The following is a 21,869-nucleotide window of genomic DNA, read 5'->3' on the forward strand; positions in this document are numbered from 1 at the left end:
ATATAGAGACATGCTCAAATTTTATTTAAATTATTTTATCTTAGGAAAGTTTTGTATTTTAATCTCGATTAGGAACTACTTTTGTATCATATAAAAGGTCATCTACTTGATAATCATTAATATTCAAATTTATTTTTTCTTGCATAAGCTTTAGTATAAGTTCTTCCTTTTCATCTTCAAATATACCAGAGTTTTGAATATTTTCTATGAAACTATCTAAATCATAAATAATACAATCTCCTTCATAGGCTCCTAATTCAGTACATATATCTACTGAAGCTTGAAGGGGATCTGTTCCATAATCAACATAGACTTTACTTATATCATCTGATAATTCTTCTATTTTTCCTACATAATATCCTGCCACATATTTTCTTGCATCATCCTCTTCTCCAAAGCCTAATACGTCTCCATTTGGTATTACAACTATATAATTATGATAAGGTACACGTGTATTCATAACTAAATGCATTCTCCTTTTCAGTGGGTTTTAACTATACTATATATTAAGTTTTCCAAAGGATAGAATTATTATACTGAGCAAAAATGAAATAATTATTACATCTTCTAAATCCTTGATAAATCTAATATATAAAATAGAATTCCATAGATGATAAAAGAAAAGCACATAAATATATGATATATAGCATCAAATTTTATTATCTTAATTCTAAATTTATTATCCATTAATTTTTTCTTTGATAATAATATTTTCATTCTAAAAAAAATTTCAAATATCCCTAATAAAACTGCTGGTACTGATAATAAGTTTAGCTTAGGAGCAAAAATATCACTAGATATAATATTTCTCATATCTCTAGTAAATCCACAAAGAGGACAAGGCTCTCCTAAAATTCTATAAGAAAGGCATCCATAGGTAATAGGAAATAATTTATTCACAGCTCTAGATATAAAGGGTAAAAATATCATAGCTATTACTAAAGTAATTAATATCACATTAAAAATATTATATTCTTTTATTATTCCTTCACTTTTCAACTTTTAACCTCCTTGTAACTAAAATAAGATGCCTATACAGACATCTTTTAATGATATAATTTTATACTGCTGCTCCTAATGAAGCTAATCCCACAATAAATATTAAAAATATAATAGCCATACATATTCCTATTATGGAACATATAAATCCACCTTTAGCCATTGCAAAAGCTTCACCTGATTCTTTCTTTTTCTTCATGTCTATAATTCCTAATACTACACCTACAACGCCTAAAATTAGAGATAACCACCATAGGCACCCCCATGAAATTACAGCAAATACAATACTACAAATTCCCATTACTAATGAAGCAACACCCATACAAAATCCTCCTTGTAAATTTTATCACTCCATTCATTTTATTAGTCCACATTGAATATTATTACAATTTTATTAACAAAATCATTTATCTAGAATTATTAGATAAAATTTAAACTATGTAAATAGATATATATGAAAATATAACCCTATATAAATATTTATATAGGATACTATTCATATATAAAACTAGTTATATAGTTAACTATTTGTTGTCATAGTGCGGGTTTGCGAGATTCATGAATATGCAATATGGATATTAGCGTATTACAAAATAAAAAAAGGTGCCCATGCACCTTTTTTTATTTTTCTTCTACAAATTCTATAATATCTTTACCAAGCTTACTAACTCTTGCTAGTGAATATACTTCATAACCTTTATCTTCAAGATTTTTACGACCTGGTTGGAAGGATTTTTCTATGACTATTCCAATTCCTGCAACCTTTGCTCCAGCTTCTTCTACCAATCTTATAGCACCTTGTGCTGCTTCTCCATAGGCTAAGAAATCATCTATTATAAGTATATTATCCTCTGGTGATATAAATTTCTTTGATAAAGTTAACTCATAATCTACAGCTTTAGTAAAAGAATGTACTGTAGTTTGATATACATCTCCACTTAAAATCTTAGATGTTTGTTTCTTTAGTGTTACCATTGGTAATTCCATTTGAAGTGCGGTCATAACTGTAGGAGCTATCCCTGAACTTTCAATGGTAAAGATTTTAGTTATTCCATGGTTTTCAAAATGTTCTTTAAAGGTCGTTCCTATTTCCTGCATTAATTTAGCATCTACTCCATGGTTTAAGAAAGAATCTACCTTTAATACAGATTCATTTAACGCATGTCCATCTTTTAATATGCGATTTTTTAAAGTTTCCATTATGCCACCTCACTTTTTTCTACTTTTATTTTCTCTACTTTATCTTCTTTTAATACTAAATTTAATATTAAAGCAGTTATAGTTCCTGTAGATATTCCTGATGAGAAAATCATCTTTAATCCTTCTGGTAATTGTGCTATAACATCTGGCCTAAAGGTAACTCCAAGACCTAAAGCTATAGATGTAGCTATTATAAGTAGATTTCTTTCAGTAAGTCTTACTCTACTTAAAGTCTTTATTCCTGCTGCTGCAACAGTTCCAAACATTACTATTCCAACTCCACCAAGAACTGGTTGTGGTATTCCACTTATTAGACCTGCTAGTTTAGGTAAGAAACCTAAAATCACCATAATTATTCCTGCCATAACTGCAACGTGTTTGCTTGCTACCTTTGTTAATGCTATTAATCCTACATTTTGGCTAAAGGTAGTATTTGGGAAAGAACCTACTACTCCACCTAACATACTTCCTATACCATCTGCCAATACACCAGCACCCACACGTTTTTCATCCATGTGTATCTGAGAAGTTTCTCCAATAGCCTTAAGACATCCAACAGTTTCTATAGTAGTTACAAAATATGCTGGAATAAATGCAATTACAGCTTTTATATCAAAGGTTACTCCATATTCAAATATTTTAGGGAAGGAAATCCAACTAGCTTCTTTAATAGCTGTAAAACTCACTAAGTCTAAAGGAATACAAATTATATATCCCGCAACCATCCCAATTAAAATAGATGCACTACTAACCATACCTTTTCCATATCTATTTAAAATCAAGGTAAAAATTAAAACAAACATGGCTATTGATAAATTCTTAATACTACCATAATCTGCAGCTCCAACTCCACCTGCAGCCCAATCAATAGATACTGGTAATAATGTAAGTCCAATCAAACATACCACTGTTCCCGTAACTATTGGCGGAAATAATTTCATAAGTGGTTTAATAAAGTAACTTAAAATAATTTCAAAGAATGCTCCTAAAATAGTAGCTCCAATTATTCCTGGAAGTCCAAGTACTGTTCCCACTGAAATAGCTGGTGAAACGAAGGTAAAGTCTGTACCCATGATACAAGCAACCCTTGAACCTATAACTCCGAAACCTCTAGCTTGAATTATGGTTGCAATACCAGAAGCTAAAATTGTTGCACTTATTAATGTTGTAGTTATTTTTGCATCAAATCCTAATGCACTTGCTATTACTAGAGGCACTACTACTATCCCTCCAAAAGCTGCAAATATATGCTGTAAACCAAATAATATCTTTTTAACTAAAGTTGGGTTATCATCAACACCATAAGTTAATTCAATATCATTAGTTAATAGTTCTTCATTATTCATAAGTTCATCTCCTTTTAGATATTCTTTTAATTTTATCTAAGGGTTAGCTACTTCCTTAGATTTATTAAAATCAAAAAATAAAAGCACCTCAATAAAAATTGAGGTGCTGTGATTCATCACTATAATGATTATAGTTATAATAAAATACAACTCCCCGTAGTCTGCAAATTTATGGTTTGCAGGTAGAAACTTTCGGACCATATTACCGATTATATACGAGTCTTACCAATTGTATTGTCATTATAACACGAACATTTATATTTTACAACCAGCTATTGTTAGGATTTTTTGTAATAATAAGTTTACTGTTACATTGATTGTTCTTTTATATTTTCCACTGATTTTCCTTTTCTTCCTTCAATTATATTTTGGAGATTTTCCCCTGCATTTTTAAATACTATTGATATTGTTAAAAATACAAGAAGAACAATTCCAAGGATTAAGAAATCTTTTCCGACTATTCCATAATTAATTGTATTGGCTGAAATAACTTCTCTTAATAATTCTACACTATAAGTAAATGGCATATATGGATTAATCACTTTAAAGAATTTAGGTACTATCTCTAACGGGAATGTACCTGCACAAGCTGTTAGTTGAAGTATTAATAATACTATTCCTAAAAGTCTTCCTGCATCTCCAAATAGGGATATTAAACATTGAATTATTGCTATAAATACCAATGATAAGAATACTATGGATGCAAAATACATACCTGTACTTGTTGGGGTTAATCCTAGTCCCATTACAACTGCACTTACAAGTAATGCTTGTAATAAACCTATAAATCCAAAGGATAAGTATTTACCTATAACTTTATCAAACTTGGATAAATTAGCATCATCATCAGTTTTAGCTGAGATAACGAAGAACATCATTATTGCACCTATCCATAAAGATAGTGATATAAAGTATGGTGCAAAACCTGTTCCATAGTTAGGCACTTTATTTATTGGTTCATTTTTCATATTTATTGGAGCTGATACAAAGTCACCCATTTCCTCAGAGGAATTTTTAAGTCCGGATTTCATCTCTCCTGCACCATCTTTTAAAGCAGTTGCAAGCTCATTTGACCCTTTATATAACTTATCTACCCCATCTTCTAATTGTGGTACTTTTCCTGTTAACTCTGACACTCCATTATTTAGTTGGTTTTGTCCATCAACCAGTGCATTAGAACCATCTACTAGTTGATTTGAACCATTATATAAAGCTTGTATTCCTCCACTTAAAGCTGGAATATTGCTTCTTAACTGTCCAAGACCGCCATAGATTTCACTAGATCCATTATATAAAGCTTGTATTCCTCCACTTAAAGTTGGAACTTCGCTTCTTAGCTGTCCAAGACCACCATAGATTTCACTAGATCCATTATATAAAGCTTGTATTCCTCCACTTAAGGCTGGAATATTGCTTTTTAATTCTCCAAGACCTGAATTTAAAGCAGCCATATTGTCTGATACTGATTTTAATCCATACCCAAAAGAATCTTTAGTATTTTCATTAAGTCCAGCTTCTAAGGAATTTAATCCTCCACTTATTTTGTTTACTGCTACACCCATGTCATTCACACTATCTGTTAAAGCTACTGTACCTGTTGCAAATCCATTAACCTTACCAGTGTACTCATTTACAGAACCATTAAACTCTCCTAAGTTATCCCCAAATTTCTTAGTTCCTGCTTGTAATTCTTGTATCTGCTTTGGTGTTTCACTAGTTTCTTTGTTTAAAGCTTGTATATTTACAAGTGCAGCTTGAATATTGGGATCTTTTGCTACTTCAGGATTTGAATTAACTGCTGTTATAATATCTTCAGATATATCCTTCATTTTTTCTGAAGATTTATTAACGCCACTTATAAGCTTATCAACTCCACCTTTAACTGATTCTTGATATCCCTTATTTATGGCTGTTGATGATGCTGCTACATCATCACTAGCAGTTTTTAATTTTTCTCCACCTTCTTTTAATTTTTTTACTCTACTTTCTCCATCTTTTAATTTACCATTTAACTTATTAGCTCCATCTTTAAGTAAATTTACATTTGGATAAATTCTTGTATTAAATGCACTATAAAGGCTTTTACTTCCTCCTGTTAATGCACCTGAACCATCATATAGCTTATTTACTCCAGGACTTAAATTTGAAACCTTACTATTTGCTTCTGATAGTCCATTTGTCACTTGCTGTGAACCATCATATAACTTATCTACTCCAGAACCTAAGGCTGGAACCTTACTATTCACTTCTGATAGTCCATTTGTCACTTGTTGTGAACCAGAATATAACTTATCTACACCTAAACCTAAAGTTGGCACCTTACTATTCACTTCTGATAAGCCATTATTTATTGACTTTATTCCAGAGTTAAGAGCACCTTGTCCATCTTTTAATTGTGCTGAACCATCTCCAAGTTTATTAGCACCTTCCGCTAGCATAGGTACCTTTTCATTTAGTTCACCAATTCCATTATAAAGTTTTTCACTTCCATCAGCTACCTTTATAAATCCATCTTTTGCTTCATATAACTTATCAAAAGCAACAGTGACATAGTTGTTTGAAATTGTTCCTACAATTTCTTCTTTTAGTAATTTTTCAACCTGTGAATTGATTTGAGCTGCTAAAAAGTTTTTCTTTTCGTTACAAACAAATTGTAAATCTGCTACCTGAGGCTTACCTTCTTTTGCAGCCACAACACTTTCTGAAAAATCTTCTGGAATTACAAATTTAGCATAATACCCTTGTTTTTCTAAACCTTCATTGGCTTTTTCATTGCTAGTGAAATCCCAGCCAACCTCTTCATTTCCCTTTAGGTTTTCTACAATGTCTTCACCGTAGTTCACCTGTTCTCCATCAAGTAAGGCACCACCATCCTCATTAACTACGGCTATGGTCATATCCTGAATTCGCGCATAAGGATCCCAAAATGCATCTAAGTACAACAATGAGTATAGTAATGGTACTATAATAATTGCAATAACCGATACTCTTATGAATCTGTTCTTAAAAATGCTTTTTATATCCTTACCGGCAATTTTTAAAAAGTTCACACTATCACCTTCTTTAATTTTTTATACTTTACAGTCAATATTATATATATACTATTTTTGCACTGACTAGTCAATATTATTAAAGAATATTTTTACTGTTATCCTTTTCAAAAACATTAAAAAAGAGCTTTCTAACTTGCTATTCTTCTAGTTAGAAAACTCTTCTATTAAAATTGTATATTATTTTTTATTTATATTTCATATTTCATATCTCATATCTCAAGATAACCTTATGTCATAGTTAATGTAATCCATAAATTTTTCTACTACTTCATCATGATTATAATTATCATTATTTATAATTTCATAGAGTGCAGATGAAAATAATACCCCTATAAAGCAGTAACTTAATATATCTGAATCTTCGCCAGAAATATTTCTACTCTTTGTAATTCCTTCTAAAAATTTAGAATTCATATTAATTAAGTTCATTACCTGCTCTCTTATTTCTTCATGACGTTCCTTTTGTCCCCATACCTGACTCATTATTACTCTAAATAAATCCTTATTAATATACACATATTTTAACTGAACCCTAGCAGATTCCTTCAATCTTTCTATAGGGTCACTTATTTCTTTTATGGATTCTTCAACTTCACTGTTTATTAAATCAATTCCTGTCTGTACGACAAAATAAAATAATTCCTCTTTACTTTTAAAGTGATAATATAAAGTTCCCTTTGCAACTCCAGCTTCGCTTGCTACTTCATCCATAGTGGCACTCTCGTAACCATTGCTTGAAAATACTTTTATCGCGGCCTCAAAAATAATTTTTCTAGTCTTATTCATAATATACGCTTCTATTCATCATGATATGAAGCAACACAACTCCTTATAATTTATATTTTATCTTTTAGTGATATAAACATTATTATATCATAATATTTATATACTACTAAATAATAAACTAAAATAAAATTTCTAATAATGATTTTAGGAGTCACATTAATTGTATATGTCCGAAAATTCTATATTACATTTTTCTACCTTTGAACTTATCATTTCACTTTTATGAGGCACATGGTCTTTTTCACCCTCCTCCATTTCTACAATCCTTATTGGAAGATAAAATGTAAATTTAGTACCTTCCCCAACCTTACTTGTCACATTAATGTTACCACCATGCATTTCGATTAAGGATTTAACCAGTGATAATCCAATTCCACTACCTTCATATCTTCTTTCTGAGATATCATCCACTTGAATAAATCTATTAAATACTAAATCTACCTTTTCATTTTCTATTCCTTCTCCATTATCCATAACTGATATAAAGACTTTTCCGTCTTCGATACCTAAATATACTTCAATTCTTCCATTTACCTTTGTATACTTAATTGCATTGGATAATAAATTAAGCATTATTCTCTCAATTTTGTCTGGATCACAAGCAATTATTTCTTCTTCAATTTCTGTATCAAATATTAACTCAATTCCTTTATTTTCCACATACTGAGCTACAGAAATAGTAATATCCTCTACCACATTAACAATATTATGATTTTCAAGTTGTAATTTATAATATCCTGCATCTATCTTAGTTATATCTATTAGATTATTAACAAGCCTTAATAATCTATAAGAATTTTGTTTAATAGAATTCATGTATCTTTTTAAAGCCACGCCTTTGTCAGCACTAATACGCTCTTTTTCTATATTACTATTTATAAGTTGCATAGTTGTAAGAATAATATTTAAAGGAGTTTTAAATTCATGAGATATATTTGAGAAAAACTCACCTTTAATTTTCTCTAATTTTATTGCTTCCTCATAATTTTTTCTTTGCTCTTCTAACTGATGCTGCTCTGTTACATCCTTACCTGTACATATAGATATTCCTCTACTTTTTAAATATCTACTATTCCATTGAATCCACTTTGAATCTCCACTTTTGCACATAAGTCTAATCTTAAAACTCATTATCTTTTCTTCTGTTTTTAATTTTTTTATAAATTCATTCTTTAATTCTAAATCCTCTGGGTGAATTATATCTGTCCACTTCATCTTTAAAAGTTCCTCTTTGCTCCATCCTAAAGTCTTTTCCCACCCTGAATTTAACTTTCTATGTTTATCATTATCACCAATTATAACCATTAAATCAATGGCTGTATCTAAAAATAATTGTAATTCACTTTCTGTTTCCATACGTTTTTTAAGTTCTAATTTAATCTCTTTAGATAAACTATGATTTTTTATTATTACCGCAATTTGATTACATAAGATTCTTATGAACTTTTCATTACTTGATTTTGCATCATCCATTTTACTATATAAAAAATTTACAGCTCCTATAATCTTATTGTTGTATTCTAGCTTATAAACTCCAACAAATTTTACACCCTTTTTTTCTAATATATCTTTATTAGGATAGTTTTTTCTATCACATAAGAGTTTTATTCCCTCTGCTCCTTCTTCTTTAAAAAATCCCTCCAACTCTTCATAAGTTATTGGAAGTTCTATATTATCAATATCTCTTTCATTATACTTTCCTAGATAACATTTACAATTAAGTTTATCTTCCTTATCGTCATAAGTCCATATATTTATATCATCCACACCCAATTTTTGGATAATATCTTCTTTAAAATTATCAAATCTTCCACTACTTTCATTATAACCATTGCTTACTACTTCATTTAAAGCATAAAATTGCTTATGGCTATCCAACAATTCTGATTCTATCTTCTTGTTAAAAGTTATATCCCTTGAAACACCAATTATATACTTTACGTCTCCATATTGGTCTAATATTGGAGCCTTATAAGTTTCAAGCCAAATATCACCTTCTGAGTTATGAATCACTCTTTCATATAGTATTGGTCTTTTGTCAACAATTACTTCATGATCTGTTTCACTTGAATAATCACATTGGTCTTCATCACAAAAGTTCCAGTCATAAGCTCCTATAACCCTCTCCTTATCAACATCCAAGTTTTTTACATATTGAGTATTTGCATATATATATTTGCCCTCAACATCCTTCATCCACATGCTATAGGGTAGATTGTCTACAAGTATTTCTAAATCTTTTTTACTATATATTCCTTTTTCTTTTAACGTAACAAAAAAAGCTGACTCTCCGCACCACATCCCTTTGTTAACATTTACATCACAGTGAATTTTGCCTAACCCTTGTAAAGAAAGCGTATACTCTATAACTCTATTAGTATACATTTCAAAATTACATATAAGTTCCCTTAGTATATCCCTATCTTGTTGTAAAGCTATGTCTCTATAAGATTTTTGTAAGTCTTTTTCATTTAATTCAAACCGTTCTATTAACTTAGAGTTTGCAAATAGAACTTTTTCTTTACTATCAACTACTAATATCATATCATCCAGACTATTAAAAACCTGTTCCATAAACTTCCATCTCCCTTATTATATCTTTCTTCACTGCACTGAAATTATTATAAAAGTTAATTTTTATAGCTTTTTCATATATGTATATTTATTTATATTATATCTCCATATTTCTCTACAAGTGTATATTCACACTACCAATTATACATTTTAAAGTAATATATTACAATATATAGTAACAAATTAATGACATGAATTATTATATATTGGATTATTTTGTAGTATTTTATCTTTTAAATTGCTTATTTCCTTATAAATTAGAGAAAACAAGAGTAATTTATATCTATTTTACTCTAATCAGATTATATGGCACTTTTAAACAATACCATTTAAGTCAGTACTAGTGTATCATGTAATTAAGACACTATAACTGATAAGATGAGGTGATGAAATGGAGTTAGAATTAAACTCAAAGGAACCTATATATATTCAGATAAAAAATTACATGAAAATGAAAATTGTTTCTGGAGAACTTAAAAAGGGGGAGAGATTATTGTCTGTTAGGGATTATGCCAGTGAACTCAAAGTTAACCCAAACACTATATTAAGAGTTTATTCTGAGCTTGAAAATGAAGGATTAATAAATACTCAAAGGGGTATCGGAAAATTTTTAACAGAGGATGAAACTATAATAGATAATCTAAGAAAAGAATATTCTAAAGAATTACTAAGGGATTTTATCCACAAAAGTAAAACCTTAGGGTTTTCTAAAGAAGAAATTTTAGAACTAATTATGAATATGTATGAGGAGGAATAATCTTGAAGAATGACGCAACTACCATAGTAACTAAAGATGAACTTTTAAATAATGTTGATTTAAACACATTCAGTGATAATGTACTAGAAATAACTACTCTATCCAAAAATTTTGGAGCCAAGCATATTTTAAATGAGATAAGTTTTAACTTGAAAAAAGGAAAAGTTCTTGGAATCCTTGGACCAAACGGTCAAGGAAAAACAACCTTGTTAAATGTTATATCTGGACTCTTTAAACCCACTCTAGGAACTGTAACTATTAACGGCATGTCAGTTGGAAGGGAAACTAAACAGTTTGTTTCATACCTACAGGAAAAAGATTATCTATTTAAGTGGATGAAGGTAAATGATGCTCTTAAGTTTTATAAAGATTTCTTTTATGATTTTAATGAATCTAAAGCTCTAAGCTTATTAAAATTTATGAATATCCAAACAGATGCAAAACTTAAATCATTATCTAAAGGAATGTTAGAAAAGGTTGCTCTTAGCCTAACCTTAAGTAGAAATTGTAACTTATATATCCTTGATGAACCTATTTCTGGAGTTGATATTATAAGTAGAGATAAGATAATTAATGCAATTATAGATAATTTAGATAGTAATGCTTCAATGATAATTACAACTCATTATGTAGGAGAACTTGAGCAGATTTTTGATGAAGTAATATTTTTAGGTGATGGCTCAATAATTGAAAAAGGTGATGCAGAAGAGTTACGTATAAAGTATGGTACGTCTATAGACAAAATATATAGAAAGGTATTTGCAGAATAGGTGAATATTATGGAAAATAAAATAATTAAAAATAAATCAATTAAAATGAAAAATATTTTTAGTATAGCTAAATATTCTTTTAGAACCTTGAGAATTATGTATTTAATAGAAGCTATTATTCTAGTTTTAGCTCTTGGGTCAAGTTCATTTTTGTCTAAGTTCACTCAAGGGTTAGATCTAATACCAGCTGTTTCAATTCTTATCGCTACGAATTTTATAGCTCATATAATAATATTTTCTATGCAATTATCAAAGGAATATGGGCGACTTTTATTTTTAGCTCCTATATCTGGTATAGATTTTATTCTAGGTAATCTTTTAGAATTAATTTTTATAAATCTTTTTATTACTATAATTGTAGCTTTAAGTGCTATGGTTAACTCTGGCAATTTTCCATCCATAGTTCTTAATATTTCATTATCTATGTCCTTAGGTACTATTATAAGTTATTTAATTATAACTGCATTAATCGCAATACTAGGTTCCTATATTAGAAGCACTGCTTTATGCGTATTGGCTGTAATAGGTGCTAGTATTGTTGGAAATATTATTTACTCCTTTTTAGCTAATTTAATATTATACTTTTTACCTTATATGTATATGACCATAGGTAAATATGGAGCTATTGAATTAGATATATTTGCAATAATTATAGATATATTAGCCCTAATTATACTTCAAATAGTTGCTGCCAATAGAATAGACAAAAAACTAGATATAATTTAATTAATTTATTAAAATAGAGGTGTTTTTTATGAAGAAGAAACTTTTTATTATAATTCCTACTCTAATACTTACGACTACTCTTCTTGTAGGTTGTAATGTAGAGTTTGGTGTGAAATCTCGACCTAAGAATAGTAATTCAGTGAATTTTAATAATGATAAATTATTTGGGAATCTCGGTACAGACTTTCTAGATAATTTAGATGATATTAGTAATAACTTTGATGAGTTTGATAATAATGGAAATTTAACCACCTATGATGAAGACATATCCAAAACCATTCCTATGAAAAATATAGAAGATATAGATATTGAAATCCATGCTTCTAATGTAAATATTAACTCTGTTGACAGTTCAGATTTCACTATAACTTGCAGGGGATCTAGTTCCTTTGTAGATAAAACCACAATTGATGTTATAGGAAATACCCTCAACATTAAAGAACATGGTTTAAATTCTTCTATAAACTTAGGATTTTTTAATAAATCTACATCTAGAGAAATTACTATTAATATTCCTAAAGATTTTAATAAGGATTTAGAATTACATGGTGGTGCTGGTAACATTTCTATTAATGGAATAAATATTAATGAATTAAAGGTTGAAGGTGGTGCTGGAAATCTTACCTTGAAAGATATAGTTTTTCAAGATCTAAAGCTTGAACAAGGAGTTGGAAATACAACCATAGATCTTTCTAGCAAATGTGGTGATATAGATATTGATGGTGGTGTAGGTAATCTTTCAATTATCTTTGCTGAAGTTGGAGGAGACTTAACTTATGATGGTGGTGTAGGTAAAACTGTTATATCTATTCCAAATAACTCTCCTGTAAAGCTAGATACTTCTACTGGTATAGGTAGCATAGATATAAATGCCAAAACTTCTGGTGAAGATATATACACCTTTGATCTAAATGTAGGAGTAGGTAATCTGATTGTAAACTAACTAATTTATCATAAAATAACTTAGTGTGAAAAAATATTGAGCAAGTACTTATATTATTAAGGCTAAAGCGCTTCGTAATATTAAAGTACATGCTCAATATTGTATATAAGATTATTTATATATTTTTATAAAAGTCCTTTGTATTATATTGTAGACAGCATTTATTCTAAGTATATAGATTTATAAAATAATTCTACATCCCTATAACAGTGAGGCCTACTGCAATTATCACTCCTGAGTATAATAAATCTATTATACAGAATCCCATAATATCCTTTGCTCCTAGACCTGCTATTCCAAGTGCTGGCAAAGCCCAGAATGGTTGAATCATATTTGTCCATGCATCTCCCCAAGCAATTGACATTGCTGTTTTAGCCGTGCTTACTCCAAGTTTTGCTCCAGCTGGCATCATAATAGGCGCTTGTACAGCCCATTGTCCACCCCCAGATGGTACAAAGAAATTAACTAATCCTGCACTTAAAAATGAGAACATTGGGAATGTAACTTTATTTGAAATAGTTACAAACACATTTGACATTAATACAGCTAAAGATATTCCCTCTGCATTTGCTCCTGTCATCATTCCCATTATACCTGCGTAAAATGGAAACTGAAGTAATATAGGACCCGCTCCTTTAGCGCCCTCCATTAGAGCATTTATAAATCGCTTAGGAGTTCCATGTAACAAAATGCCTAAAAATAAAAATATAAAGTTTACTATGTTAAGGTTTAAATTAAATCCTGAAGTAATAAAATAATATATTATATAGGTAAATCCCATTATTGAAATTAACCAAGTAACTATCTTACTATTTTCTAACTTATCAGCTGGAGTCATATTTTCCTTTGGCATATCTACAAATACTTCTTCATCCTCTAATAACCCTTTATCTATAACTACAACACTGCCCTTATCTGGGTGCATAGCTCTATTTATAAGTGGTAGAGTTACTACTAAAACGCCTACTATAACTAGATTAAATAGTGAAAATATAGTCTCACTAGTTGGTACTCCCGCAGCACTTACTGCTCCTGCTGTAGCTTTAACTAAAGATTCTCCACCAGTGGCAAGAGTTAATGGAATTGATGCCGATAGTCCAGCATGCCATAATAAGAAACCTGAATAAGCTGAAGCTATTAAAAGCCTATAGTCAACACCATCTACTTCCTTTGCAAGTTCTTTTGCAAATATTGCTCCTATAACTAATCCAAATCCCCAGTTTAATATACATGCTATAGAAGATACAAAAGTAACTAATAAGATTGCTTGGGTTGGTGTTTTGGGGATTCTAGCTAGTTTCTTTGTAATTTTTTTAAATGCTGGTGCACTAGCTAAGGTATGACCAAAAACAAGAACCAATGCCATTTGCATTGCAAATGCTAATAAACTCCAAAATCCATTTGTCCAATGAATAATCATAGATAATGGAGATTGTCCTGTGAATAAAACACCTGAAATAAAGATTATGAAAGTTAAAATGATACAAAATAAAAATGGATCTGGTAGGTAATTTTGAACTAATTTAACACAACCATTTGTAAATTTTTTAAACATTTTCTTTCCCCCTTAATAAATATATGGATTTCTTTATATCAGCAAATAGTTATATTTTTTATGTAGCTATTTGTTGCTATCAATTATATTGCTTTCATTTGAATAGTTAAATTTTTAACTATATTGGTTGTACCATATTTTTATACATGAAGATTATTCTACTTCAACACATGTATACTCAATTCATGTTTAGTATACCATATTTTCAATATTTTTTAAATATATATATTACTTTTTTTAGATTTTATTACTTAATAATACATATATAATACTTTTTTCATACATTTTAATCTATGGTTCTTTATTTTATTAGTACATGGAGTGAGTACATTCTATTACTATATTTTTCAATAGAATCACTTAAATTTATTAGTAAATCGAAAAATTAAATATCCATTAAATTCATTAAATATTATTTTGTAATTTGAGTAAACTATATAGAAAATAGAATTAAATTTTACTTTTATTTTTTATAATGAGTTCTAATATATTACACTAAAGTTCATTTGAAATAATTTTATGGGAGGAGATTTTTATGAATAAAATATGTGATGAAGTTAAAGAAGGTATGAATAAAGTTACTAGTGAAGTTAAGGATATGTATACTGAAGTTAAAATTCAGTATGGTGAAAAAAAGGAAGATATTAAAGAATTTATTTCAAATAAGAAATTTGTTCACGACCTTAAAAACCAAATGAAAGATGAAGTTAGAGAAGAAGGTCAATTAGCTAAAAACCTGTACAATAAAGCTATGGTTGGAGGAAAAACAATAGCTAAAGAATTAAAAAATGATGTGAAAAATCAAATGAAAAACTAATAAATATGAAAATTAATTTAGGTCTATGTTGATATAACTACTTTATATATCAATATAGACCTAAAAATTTCTATTAATTATTTTTTTACTTCTTGAAGAATTTCTTCTATTTCACTAATACATCCTCCACAAACAGTTCCTGCTCCTGTAGCTTCCATTATATCATCTACAGTCTTAGCACCATCTTCAATGGCTTTCTTTATAGTATTATAGTCTACATCTTGACAAGTACATATAATTCTATTTTCTGACATTTATTCTTCCTCCTTAATATAGACATATATGATTAACATAATTAATCATATATAATGTAATTATTCTATAATAGTATTACTATAAATCACATTTCAATACACTATATTTTTAGATTTTAGATTTACAGCTAATGAAATTGTTTGTAACATTAAAACATATTATTTATTTGATTCAATTAAACTCTCAATAACACATTTACATTTTCCACATGCTGTTCCTGCCCCTGTAGTTACACCTACTTTTTCTACGGTAGTATCTCCATTTTGTATTGCTTTTACCACCTCTTCAGTAGAAACATTTCTACATGTGCATACATCGCCTAATATTTTTTCAATTCTTTCAATACATCCTCCACAAACATCTCCTGCTCCTGTAGCAGCTTGAATATCTTCTACTGATCTAGCCCCTTGAGCCATAGCCTCTCTTACTTGAGCATAAGTAACCCCATTACATAAACATACGATTTGTTCTAGTGACATTTCATATTCCTCCTTAAATCTCTTATTTATATATTTCCATTATAACCTAATAGTTTTTATTAATCAATATTTATTATTACATATTTACTATTCGTGTTCCATGGTTGATATACCCACACTTCTATTCTTTGTTATTTTAAATAATATATTCAGTATAGAATATATTTGCGTCTGCCGGAAATTTAAAGAGTTTTTCCTTTCTATTCATTGACAACCTTTCTCAACTATGATAAAGTATGGATTGTTGAAATATAATAGTATATGAATGATATTGGTTTCAAAGGAAGATGGATGAAATTTCCACACAGTACCGCTACTGTAATTAGGGAGTATTAATTATTTATACCACTGAACTTTTGTTTGGGAAGGTTAATTAATATAATGATCTATAAGTCAGGATACTTACCAATATTAAAAATATCGATACTCTTCGAGTAAAGAGTGATATTCGCCATGACAACTATGCTTTTGTCTATGGTTTTATCAAGAGTATCCTTATATTCATACAAATTATAATATTTAACTGATTATAATTATAATGTTAAAGGAGAATTACAATGAAACATTTTAAAAAAATTACTTCACTTCTATTGAGCGTATTACTTATCCTTAGTCTAGTAGGTTGTAGTAATAGCAAATCTGATAAAAACACTTCTACTGAGAAATCTAATCCACCTCAAAATGAAATTAAAGATTCTCATTATCCAGTAACAATTGAAACTTATAACTTCATAAAAGAACCTATAAAACTAACTTTTGATAAAGCGCCAGAAAAAGTTTTTGCTGTATATCAAAACTCTATAGAAACCCTTCTTGCTTTAGGTCTTGAAGATAAAATAGTGGCTGCTGCTGGTCTCGACCATCCTGTAAAGGAAGAATATAAAGCTGCTTTTGAAAAAATTAATTATTTAAAGGAATTTACTCCTTCAAAAGAAACTGTGGTTATGTCTGAACCAGACTTCATTGTTGGTTGGTATTCACTTTTTAAGGATAAAAATCTTGGTGATGTATCTTATTGGAATGATAATGGCACTAATACATATATATCTTTAAATAGTGGTATCGCTATAGAAAAAACTATTGATAATGAAATTACTGACATTTTAAACTTAGGAAAAATTTTCAATGTTGAAGATAAAGCACAAGCTCTAGTGAATAAAATTACTGAGTCCGTTGAAAATACTGCTAATTCAGTTAAAAATAAAGATAAACAAAATACTTTAGTTGTAGAATTCTTTGATGATAAAATAAGTACTTATGGAGCTAATACTTTAGCTGGTGATATGATAACAAAACTTGGAGCTAATTTATTAAATCCCGAAGGAAACAGTATTGGCAAAGAAGATTTAATAACTCTTAACCCTGATTGTATATTTGTAGTTTATATGGATAGAGGCGATGAAAACATTCCTCAACAAGAAGTAGATAAAATTTTAAAAGATGAATCTCTTCAAACACTTTCAGCTATTAAAAATAAAAAAGTATATCCTATATCTTTAGGAGAAATGTATTCTAGTGGCATCAGAACTATAGATGGAATAAATACTTTCTCTGAAGGTTTATATGGAACTTTAGGTAAGTAGTAATTATGATGATTAAAAATAAAAATTTATACGGAACTAGATATTCTAATATTTTTAAGAGAATGCCTATTTATATAGGTACTTCTCTTGTTCTTTTAATAATACTTATTCTTTCAATAGGACTAGCTGTTGCTATTGGCTCAGTAAATATATCCATGAAAGAAGTATATGGGATTATTCTTTATAAACTTTTTAATATAGGTGAGCTCTCTACAAGTGCTGCTAAAATAGATGTTATATGGTTGATTAGAATGCCTAGAACAGTTTTAGCTATAGCCGTTGGAATGGGATTATCCGTAATTGGAATTGTAATGCAAGCCATTGTTAAAAACCCGTTAGCCGACCCCTATATTTTAGGAATATCTTCTGGAGCATCCCTTGGGGCTACTTTAGCAATTCTACTCGGCATTGGCGCAAGTTTAGGTAGCAGTTATATTGGAATAATGGGATTTATAGGCGCTTTTTCTATCTCAATGCTAGTTTTAATGCTTTCTAATATAGGTGGAAGAACGAATTCTGTAAAATTACTTCTTTCCGGAATGGCTCTCAGCTCTGTATGTAGTGCATTTTCAAGCTTTATAGTTTATATTACCAATGATTCTCAAGGAATGAAAAATATTAGCTTTTGGCTTATGGGTAGTTTGGCTGGTGCTAATTGGAATGAAATTTCTTTTATACTTCCTATTATTTTTATAGGAACATTATTCTTTATGACCCAATATAGAACTCTAAACCTAATGCTTTTAGGTGATGAAGTATCTGTTACTTTAGGTACTGATTTACATAAATTTAGAATCATTTATTTAATTATTACTTCTTTAATGATTGGTGTAATAGTATATTCCTCAGGTATGATTGGATTTATTGGACTTATAATCCCCCATATAGTTAGAATACTATTTGGTACAGATCATAAAAAAATAATTCCTATAGGCGCTATACTAGGTGCAATATTTCTAATTTGGGCAGATGTACTATCTAGAATTATAATAAAAGGCACCGAGGTTCCAATTGGTATATTAATTTCTATGATAGGTGCACCTTGCTTTGTATGGCTTATGATAAAAAAATCCTATGGATTTGGAGGTAGCAATTAATGCATATTTCAACAGAGAATATAAAAGTTAAAATTGGCGATACTGATATTCTAAAGGGTATTAATATTAATGCTAATAATAAAGAATTCATAGGAATTATTGGACCAAATGGTAGTGGTAAGTCTACCTTATTAAAGTGTATCTATAGAAACTTAAAACCCAATAGTGGCATAATAAAATTAGATGATATTGACTTAAGTAAAATTACAGTAAGAGAAAGCTCTAAAAAATTAGCTGTTCTTTCTCAACATAATAATTATAATTTTGATTTTTCTGTAAAAGATATATTACTCATGGGTAGGTCTCCACATAAAAAATTTTTAGATAGAGATACAAAAGAGGACTACGATATAATTTATGATGCCTTAGATAAAGTAGGAATGGTAAATTTTATAAATAGAAGCTTTTTAACTCTTTCCGGTGGTGAACAACAACGTATTATTCTTGCTAGAGCATTAGCACAACAAACTGAATGTTTGATCTTGGATGAGCCAACTAATCATTTAGATATAAAATATCAAATTCAGCTTATGAGTATTGTAAAAAATCTTAACATAGAAGTAGTGGCTGCAATTCATGATTTAAATATTGCAGCAATGTATTGTGACAAACTTTACGTTTTAAAAGAAGGTATAATCGTTGCTTATGGTACACCTAAAGAAATTCTTACTTCTAAGTTAATTAAAGATGTTTATGGAGTTGATTCAGTGATTATAGAAAATCCTACAACTACTTTATTAAATATTTGTTATAACCCTATGTAACAATAAAGGGTATCTCCAAAACTTGAGATACCCTTTATTTTATCCATAATTTATTTCATTATCATGGTTTAATAAATATTTCTATTTACTTACTTTGAAGTGATTAATTAATTGTGATAAATCATGACAAGATTGTGATAATTCTTCAGAGTGTTGTGCTATACTTCCAAATACAACGCTTTGTTCATCTATAGAAGCACTAACTTCTTCAACGGTAGATGCATTCTGTTGTGCATTATTTGAAATGTCTTCTACTCCACCTAAGATATTTCCACTATAGTTATTAATATCTTCTGTTCTATGACTTGTTTCTCTTATTAATTCAACTATTTCTTGTAACTCATCATTAATAGAATTAAAAGATTGTTCTGTACTTAATACAGCACTTGCAGTTTCTTTGTTTATATCATTAGCATAAAGTATTGCACTTTTCACATTATTAGTTTCTTTATTTATATTAGTTAAAGATTCCTTAATCTTATTTGTTGCATCACTAGATTGCTCTGCTAATTTTCTAACTTCTTCTGCTACCACAGCAAATCCTTTTCCAGCATCTCCAGCTCTGGCTGCTTCTATACTTGCATTAAGGGCTAGTAAGTTAGTTTGATCAGATATATTAGTTATCATATCGATAACCTTATCTATTTCTTGTAGCTTGTAAACTAATCCCTGGAATATGTCATTTACCTTATTAAGTTCAGTAGTGTTTTCATTAATTTTTATATTTAAATTACTTACATTTTCTAAGCCTAATTCCGATGCTGCTGTAGAAGAATTGGATAGTTCATTCATTTTATTGATAATATTATTAATATCTTCAATGGATTCATTAAGTTTTTCTACCTTGTCTACTATGCCTACAATAGTCTCTGCTTGATTTGAGGTATCTCTAGCTATTTCTGCAACTGCAGCATTTATCTCTTCTGTTGAAGCTGTAGTTTCTTCTGATATAGCACTTAGATTTTCACTAGCACTATTGATTTGATATATAGATTTTTGTACATTAGATACTATATTATTAATATCCTTAACCATGCTATTAAAGTTATTAGTTACTTGTCCAATTTCATCCTTCAATTTAGATTTTATATCTACTGTTAAATCACCTTCTGCTACTAACTTTGCTTCCTTGGATAACTTAACTAAAGGATTAGATATTCTTTTTATAAGTATAAACAATATTATAGCTAATACTAGCATCACTACAAAAGTTATAGCCATAGTAAAATTATTAATTTCAATTATACTAGCTTGCATATCTTTCTCACTATATACAGCTCCTACTTTCCAATTGAAGTTTGGTATAGTATAGTAATATACTTCTAAATCTTCCTTACCTTCATTAAATTTATAAGAACCTGATTCTGATTTGAAAATCTCACCAAACATAGGTTGCTCTTTTAGGTTTTCATTAATTAATTTTGGATGGTATAGTGCAACTCCTTCATTGCTAACTAAAAATGCATAACCTTTGTATCCTACATTATGCTCTTTAACATTGTTTAAAGAGTTTTCTAGAGATAAGTCAACAGCTAATACTCCCTTTACTTTTCCATTTTCAACTATAGCTTTTGCTGCTGTAATTACTGGAACATTATTGTCGGCATCAATATATGGTTCTGTCCATATTACATCTTCTGGGCTTCCTGATGCCTCTATATACCATTCTCTTTGGGTTACATCATAGTCTGCTGGCACTTCCCATGTAGGTTCTGCAAGCATACTTTTATCTTGAAATCCTACATATATGCTTAATATCTGTGAGTTAGATTCAGTATAATTCTTAAATAATGATGATACCTCTTCTAAAGCTACAGAATCCTTAAGCACTTCCTTATTAAAAGCACTTTCTTCTCCAATTAATTTTAAATCTTTTTCATACTGTAATAGCTCCTTTTCAAAGGACTTTCCTAATTCCGCTACTACTGTAGTTCCTCTTTCACTTGTATCTTCTTTAAGATTTTGTTTCATTATTATAGTAGTTGTTAATTGAGTTGTTAACATTCCAACTAACACTATGCCTACTATAAACACAGTCATTTTAGTTCCTAAACGCTTAAACTTAAACATAATTCTCCCCCTATAATTAATTCCAGTCTTACATATAAGTCATTGCTTACTCAACACATGCAATTTTACTTTTTATATATTATTTTTTCTACAAG

Annotated in this window: 20 protein-coding genes and 2 riboswitches; of the genes, 8 read left to right on the top strand and 12 right to left on the bottom strand. The window is 29.2% G+C overall.

Annotated features, from left to right (window positions below):
• Positions 1 to 58 precede the first annotated feature (58 nt).
• From B2P65_RS04225 to B2P65_RS04260, 8 genes are all read right to left on the bottom strand, one after another.
• On the bottom strand, positions 59 to 460 hold the full coding sequence (locus B2P65_RS04225; RefSeq protein WP_346879647.1) for a hypothetical protein: 402 nt from the start codon (positions 458 to 460) through the stop codon (positions 59 to 61).
• 107 nt (positions 461 to 567) lie between these two features.
• A complete protein-coding gene (locus tag B2P65_RS04230) occupies positions 568 to 999 on the bottom strand; it encodes a hypothetical protein (RefSeq protein ID WP_346879648.1) in 432 nt (143 codons plus the stop codon).
• 61 nt (positions 1,000 to 1,060) lie between these two features.
• A complete protein-coding gene (locus B2P65_RS04235; RefSeq protein WP_346876595.1) occupies positions 1,061 to 1,321 on the bottom strand; it encodes a hypothetical protein in 261 nt (86 codons plus the stop codon).
• A gap of 299 nt (positions 1,322 to 1,620) precedes the next feature.
• Positions 1,621 to 2,199: a xanthine phosphoribosyltransferase gene (locus B2P65_RS04240; RefSeq protein ID WP_346847563.1), complete on the bottom strand. Its 579-nt coding sequence runs from the start codon at positions 2,197 to 2,199 to the stop codon at positions 1,621 to 1,623.
• The gene (locus B2P65_RS04245; RefSeq protein ID WP_346847564.1) at positions 2,199 to 3,545 is read right to left on the bottom strand and encodes a nucleobase:cation symporter-2 family protein; all 1,347 of its coding nucleotides are present in this window, start codon (positions 3,543 to 3,545) and stop codon (positions 2,199 to 2,201) included. The genes B2P65_RS04240 and B2P65_RS04245 overlap by 1 nt, the downstream gene beginning before the upstream one ends.
• Before the next feature lie 137 nt (positions 3,546 to 3,682).
• A riboswitch (purine riboswitch) is annotated at positions 3,683 to 3,784 on the bottom strand.
• Between the two features lie 69 nt (positions 3,785 to 3,853).
• Positions 3,854 to 6,595: a YhgE/Pip domain-containing protein gene (locus tag B2P65_RS04250; protein ID WP_346879649.1), complete on the bottom strand. Its 2,742-nt coding sequence runs from the start codon at positions 6,593 to 6,595 to the stop codon at positions 3,854 to 3,856.
• A 219-nt stretch (positions 6,596 to 6,814) separates the two neighbouring features.
• On the bottom strand, positions 6,815 to 7,384 hold the full coding sequence (locus B2P65_RS04255) for a TetR/AcrR family transcriptional regulator (RefSeq protein ID WP_346847566.1): 570 nt from the start codon (positions 7,382 to 7,384) through the stop codon (positions 6,815 to 6,817).
• A gap of 156 nt (positions 7,385 to 7,540) precedes the next feature.
• Positions 7,541 to 9,958: a PAS domain S-box protein gene (locus tag B2P65_RS04260; protein WP_346879650.1), complete on the bottom strand. Its 2,418-nt coding sequence runs from the start codon at positions 9,956 to 9,958 to the stop codon at positions 7,541 to 7,543.
• Between the two features lie 391 nt (positions 9,959 to 10,349).
• Here B2P65_RS04260 and B2P65_RS04265 point away from each other — a divergent pair, with 391 nt between their 5' ends.
• From B2P65_RS04265 to B2P65_RS04280, 4 genes are read left to right on the top strand one after another with little or no spacing between them, the layout of a single operon-like run.
• A complete protein-coding gene (locus tag B2P65_RS04265; RefSeq protein WP_150841796.1) occupies positions 10,350 to 10,715 on the top strand; it encodes a GntR family transcriptional regulator in 366 nt (121 codons plus the stop codon).
• A gap of 2 nt (positions 10,716 to 10,717) precedes the next feature.
• A complete protein-coding gene (locus tag B2P65_RS04270; protein WP_242844107.1) occupies positions 10,718 to 11,485 on the top strand; it encodes an ABC transporter ATP-binding protein in 768 nt (255 codons plus the stop codon).
• Positions 11,486 to 11,494: 9 nt separating this feature from the next.
• Positions 11,495 to 12,211, top strand: coding sequence for a hypothetical protein (locus B2P65_RS04275; protein ID WP_346847568.1), 717 nt, complete (start codon positions 11,495 to 11,497; stop codon positions 12,209 to 12,211).
• Positions 12,212 to 12,239: 28 nt separating this feature from the next.
• Entirely contained in the window at positions 12,240 to 13,154 is a 915-nt protein-coding gene (locus tag B2P65_RS04280; RefSeq protein ID WP_346879651.1) for a DUF4097 family beta strand repeat-containing protein, read from the top strand.
• 193 nt (positions 13,155 to 13,347) lie between these two features.
• On the opposite strand, the gene B2P65_RS04285 is transcribed toward B2P65_RS04280, so the two are convergent.
• Complete coding sequence (locus B2P65_RS04285; RefSeq protein WP_346847570.1) at positions 13,348 to 14,709, bottom strand: short-chain fatty acid transporter; 1,362 nt, start codon at positions 14,707 to 14,709, stop codon at positions 13,348 to 13,350.
• Positions 14,710 to 15,244: 535 nt separating this feature from the next.
• On the opposite strand from B2P65_RS04285, the gene B2P65_RS04290 reads away from it, so the two are divergent.
• On the top strand, positions 15,245 to 15,526 hold the full coding sequence (locus tag B2P65_RS04290) for a hypothetical protein (protein WP_346879652.1): 282 nt from the start codon (positions 15,245 to 15,247) through the stop codon (positions 15,524 to 15,526).
• Positions 15,527 to 15,603: 77 nt separating this feature from the next.
• Here the strand turns inward: B2P65_RS04290 and B2P65_RS04295 are convergent, their stop codons facing one another.
• Positions 15,604 to 15,780 (bottom strand): (2Fe-2S)-binding protein, encoded by a 177-nt coding sequence (locus B2P65_RS04295; protein WP_035132038.1) that lies wholly within the window; start codon positions 15,778 to 15,780, stop codon positions 15,604 to 15,606.
• Positions 15,781 to 15,939: 159 nt separating this feature from the next.
• The gene (locus B2P65_RS04300; RefSeq protein WP_346847572.1) at positions 15,940 to 16,260 is read right to left on the bottom strand and encodes a (2Fe-2S)-binding protein; all 321 of its coding nucleotides are present in this window, start codon (positions 16,258 to 16,260) and stop codon (positions 15,940 to 15,942) included.
• A gap of 255 nt (positions 16,261 to 16,515) precedes the next feature.
• A riboswitch (cobalamin riboswitch) is annotated at positions 16,516 to 16,684 on the top strand.
• A gap of 133 nt (positions 16,685 to 16,817) precedes the next feature.
• Between B2P65_RS04300 and B2P65_RS04305 the strand changes: the two genes are divergently transcribed.
• Genes B2P65_RS04305 through B2P65_RS04315 form a run of 3 tightly spaced genes read left to right on the top strand, consistent with a single transcriptional unit; the run spans position 16,818 to position 19,704 of the window.
• Entirely contained in the window at positions 16,818 to 17,843 is a 1,026-nt protein-coding gene (locus B2P65_RS04305) for an ABC transporter substrate-binding protein (RefSeq protein WP_346879653.1), read from the top strand.
• Positions 17,844 to 17,851: 8 nt separating this feature from the next.
• Entirely contained in the window at positions 17,852 to 18,940 is a 1,089-nt protein-coding gene (locus B2P65_RS04310) for a FecCD family ABC transporter permease (protein ID WP_346879654.1), read from the top strand.
• Positions 18,940 to 19,704 carry an ABC transporter ATP-binding protein gene (locus B2P65_RS04315; RefSeq protein ID WP_035132043.1) on the top strand — a complete coding sequence of 255 codons (765 nt, stop codon included), beginning with the start codon at positions 18,940 to 18,942 and terminating at the stop codon, positions 19,702 to 19,704. The genes B2P65_RS04310 and B2P65_RS04315 overlap by 1 nt, the downstream gene beginning before the upstream one ends.
• 81 nt (positions 19,705 to 19,785) lie before the next feature.
• Here the strand turns inward: B2P65_RS04315 and B2P65_RS04320 are convergent, their stop codons facing one another.
• The gene (locus B2P65_RS04320) at positions 19,786 to 21,774 is read right to left on the bottom strand and encodes a methyl-accepting chemotaxis protein (RefSeq protein WP_346847575.1); all 1,989 of its coding nucleotides are present in this window, start codon (positions 21,772 to 21,774) and stop codon (positions 19,786 to 19,788) included.
• Positions 21,775 to 21,869 lie beyond the last annotated feature (95 nt).

This window comes from Clostridium sp. UBA3061, assembly GCF_002367465.1.
Taxonomy (GTDB): Bacteria; Bacillota; Clostridia; order Clostridiales; family Clostridiaceae; genus Clostridium_J; species Clostridium_J sulfidigenes.

Bases quoted from the DNA above. Each gene is read 5' to 3' on its own strand.
- B2P65_RS04300 (WP_346847572.1), bottom strand. From the start codon at position 16,260: ATGTCACTAGAACAAATCGTATGTTTATGTAATGGGGTTACTTATGCT.
- B2P65_RS04290 (WP_346879652.1), top strand. From the start codon at position 15,245: ATGAATAAAATATGTGATGAAGTTAAAGAAGGTATGAATAAAGTTACT.
- B2P65_RS04275 (WP_346847568.1), top strand. From the start codon at position 11,495: ATGGAAAATAAAATAATTAAAAATAAATCAATTAAAATGAAAAATATT.
- B2P65_RS04305 (WP_346879653.1), top strand. From the start codon at position 16,818: ATGAAACATTTTAAAAAAATTACTTCACTTCTATTGAGCGTATTACTT.
- B2P65_RS04265 (WP_150841796.1), top strand. From the start codon at position 10,350: ATGGAGTTAGAATTAAACTCAAAGGAACCTATATATATTCAGATAAAA.
- B2P65_RS04225 (WP_346879647.1), bottom strand. From the start codon at position 460: ATGAATACACGTGTACCTTATCATAATTATATAGTTGTAATACCAAAT.
- B2P65_RS04255 (WP_346847566.1), bottom strand. From the start codon at position 7,384: ATGAATAAGACTAGAAAAATTATTTTTGAGGCCGCGATAAAAGTATTT.
- B2P65_RS04315 (WP_035132043.1), top strand. From the start codon at position 18,940: ATGCATATTTCAACAGAGAATATAAAAGTTAAAATTGGCGATACTGAT.
- B2P65_RS04295 (WP_035132038.1), bottom strand. From the start codon at position 15,780: ATGTCAGAAAATAGAATTATATGTACTTGTCAAGATGTAGACTATAAT.
- B2P65_RS04235 (WP_346876595.1), bottom strand. From the start codon at position 1,321: ATGGGTGTTGCTTCATTAGTAATGGGAATTTGTAGTATTGTATTTGCT.
- B2P65_RS04260 (WP_346879650.1), bottom strand. From the start codon at position 9,958: ATGGAACAGGTTTTTAATAGTCTGGATGATATGATATTAGTAGTTGAT.
- B2P65_RS04240 (WP_346847563.1), bottom strand. From the start codon at position 2,199: ATGGAAACTTTAAAAAATCGCATATTAAAAGATGGACATGCGTTAAAT.
- B2P65_RS04310 (WP_346879654.1), top strand. From the start codon at position 17,852: ATGATTAAAAATAAAAATTTATACGGAACTAGATATTCTAATATTTTT.
- B2P65_RS04245 (WP_346847564.1), bottom strand. From the start codon at position 3,545: ATGAATAATGAAGAACTATTAACTAATGATATTGAATTAACTTATGGT.
- B2P65_RS04280 (WP_346879651.1), top strand. From the start codon at position 12,240: ATGAAGAAGAAACTTTTTATTATAATTCCTACTCTAATACTTACGACT.
- B2P65_RS04320 (WP_346847575.1), bottom strand. From the start codon at position 21,774: ATGTTTAAGTTTAAGCGTTTAGGAACTAAAATGACTGTGTTTATAGTA.
- B2P65_RS04285 (WP_346847570.1), bottom strand. From the start codon at position 14,709: ATGTTTAAAAAATTTACAAATGGTTGTGTTAAATTAGTTCAAAATTAC.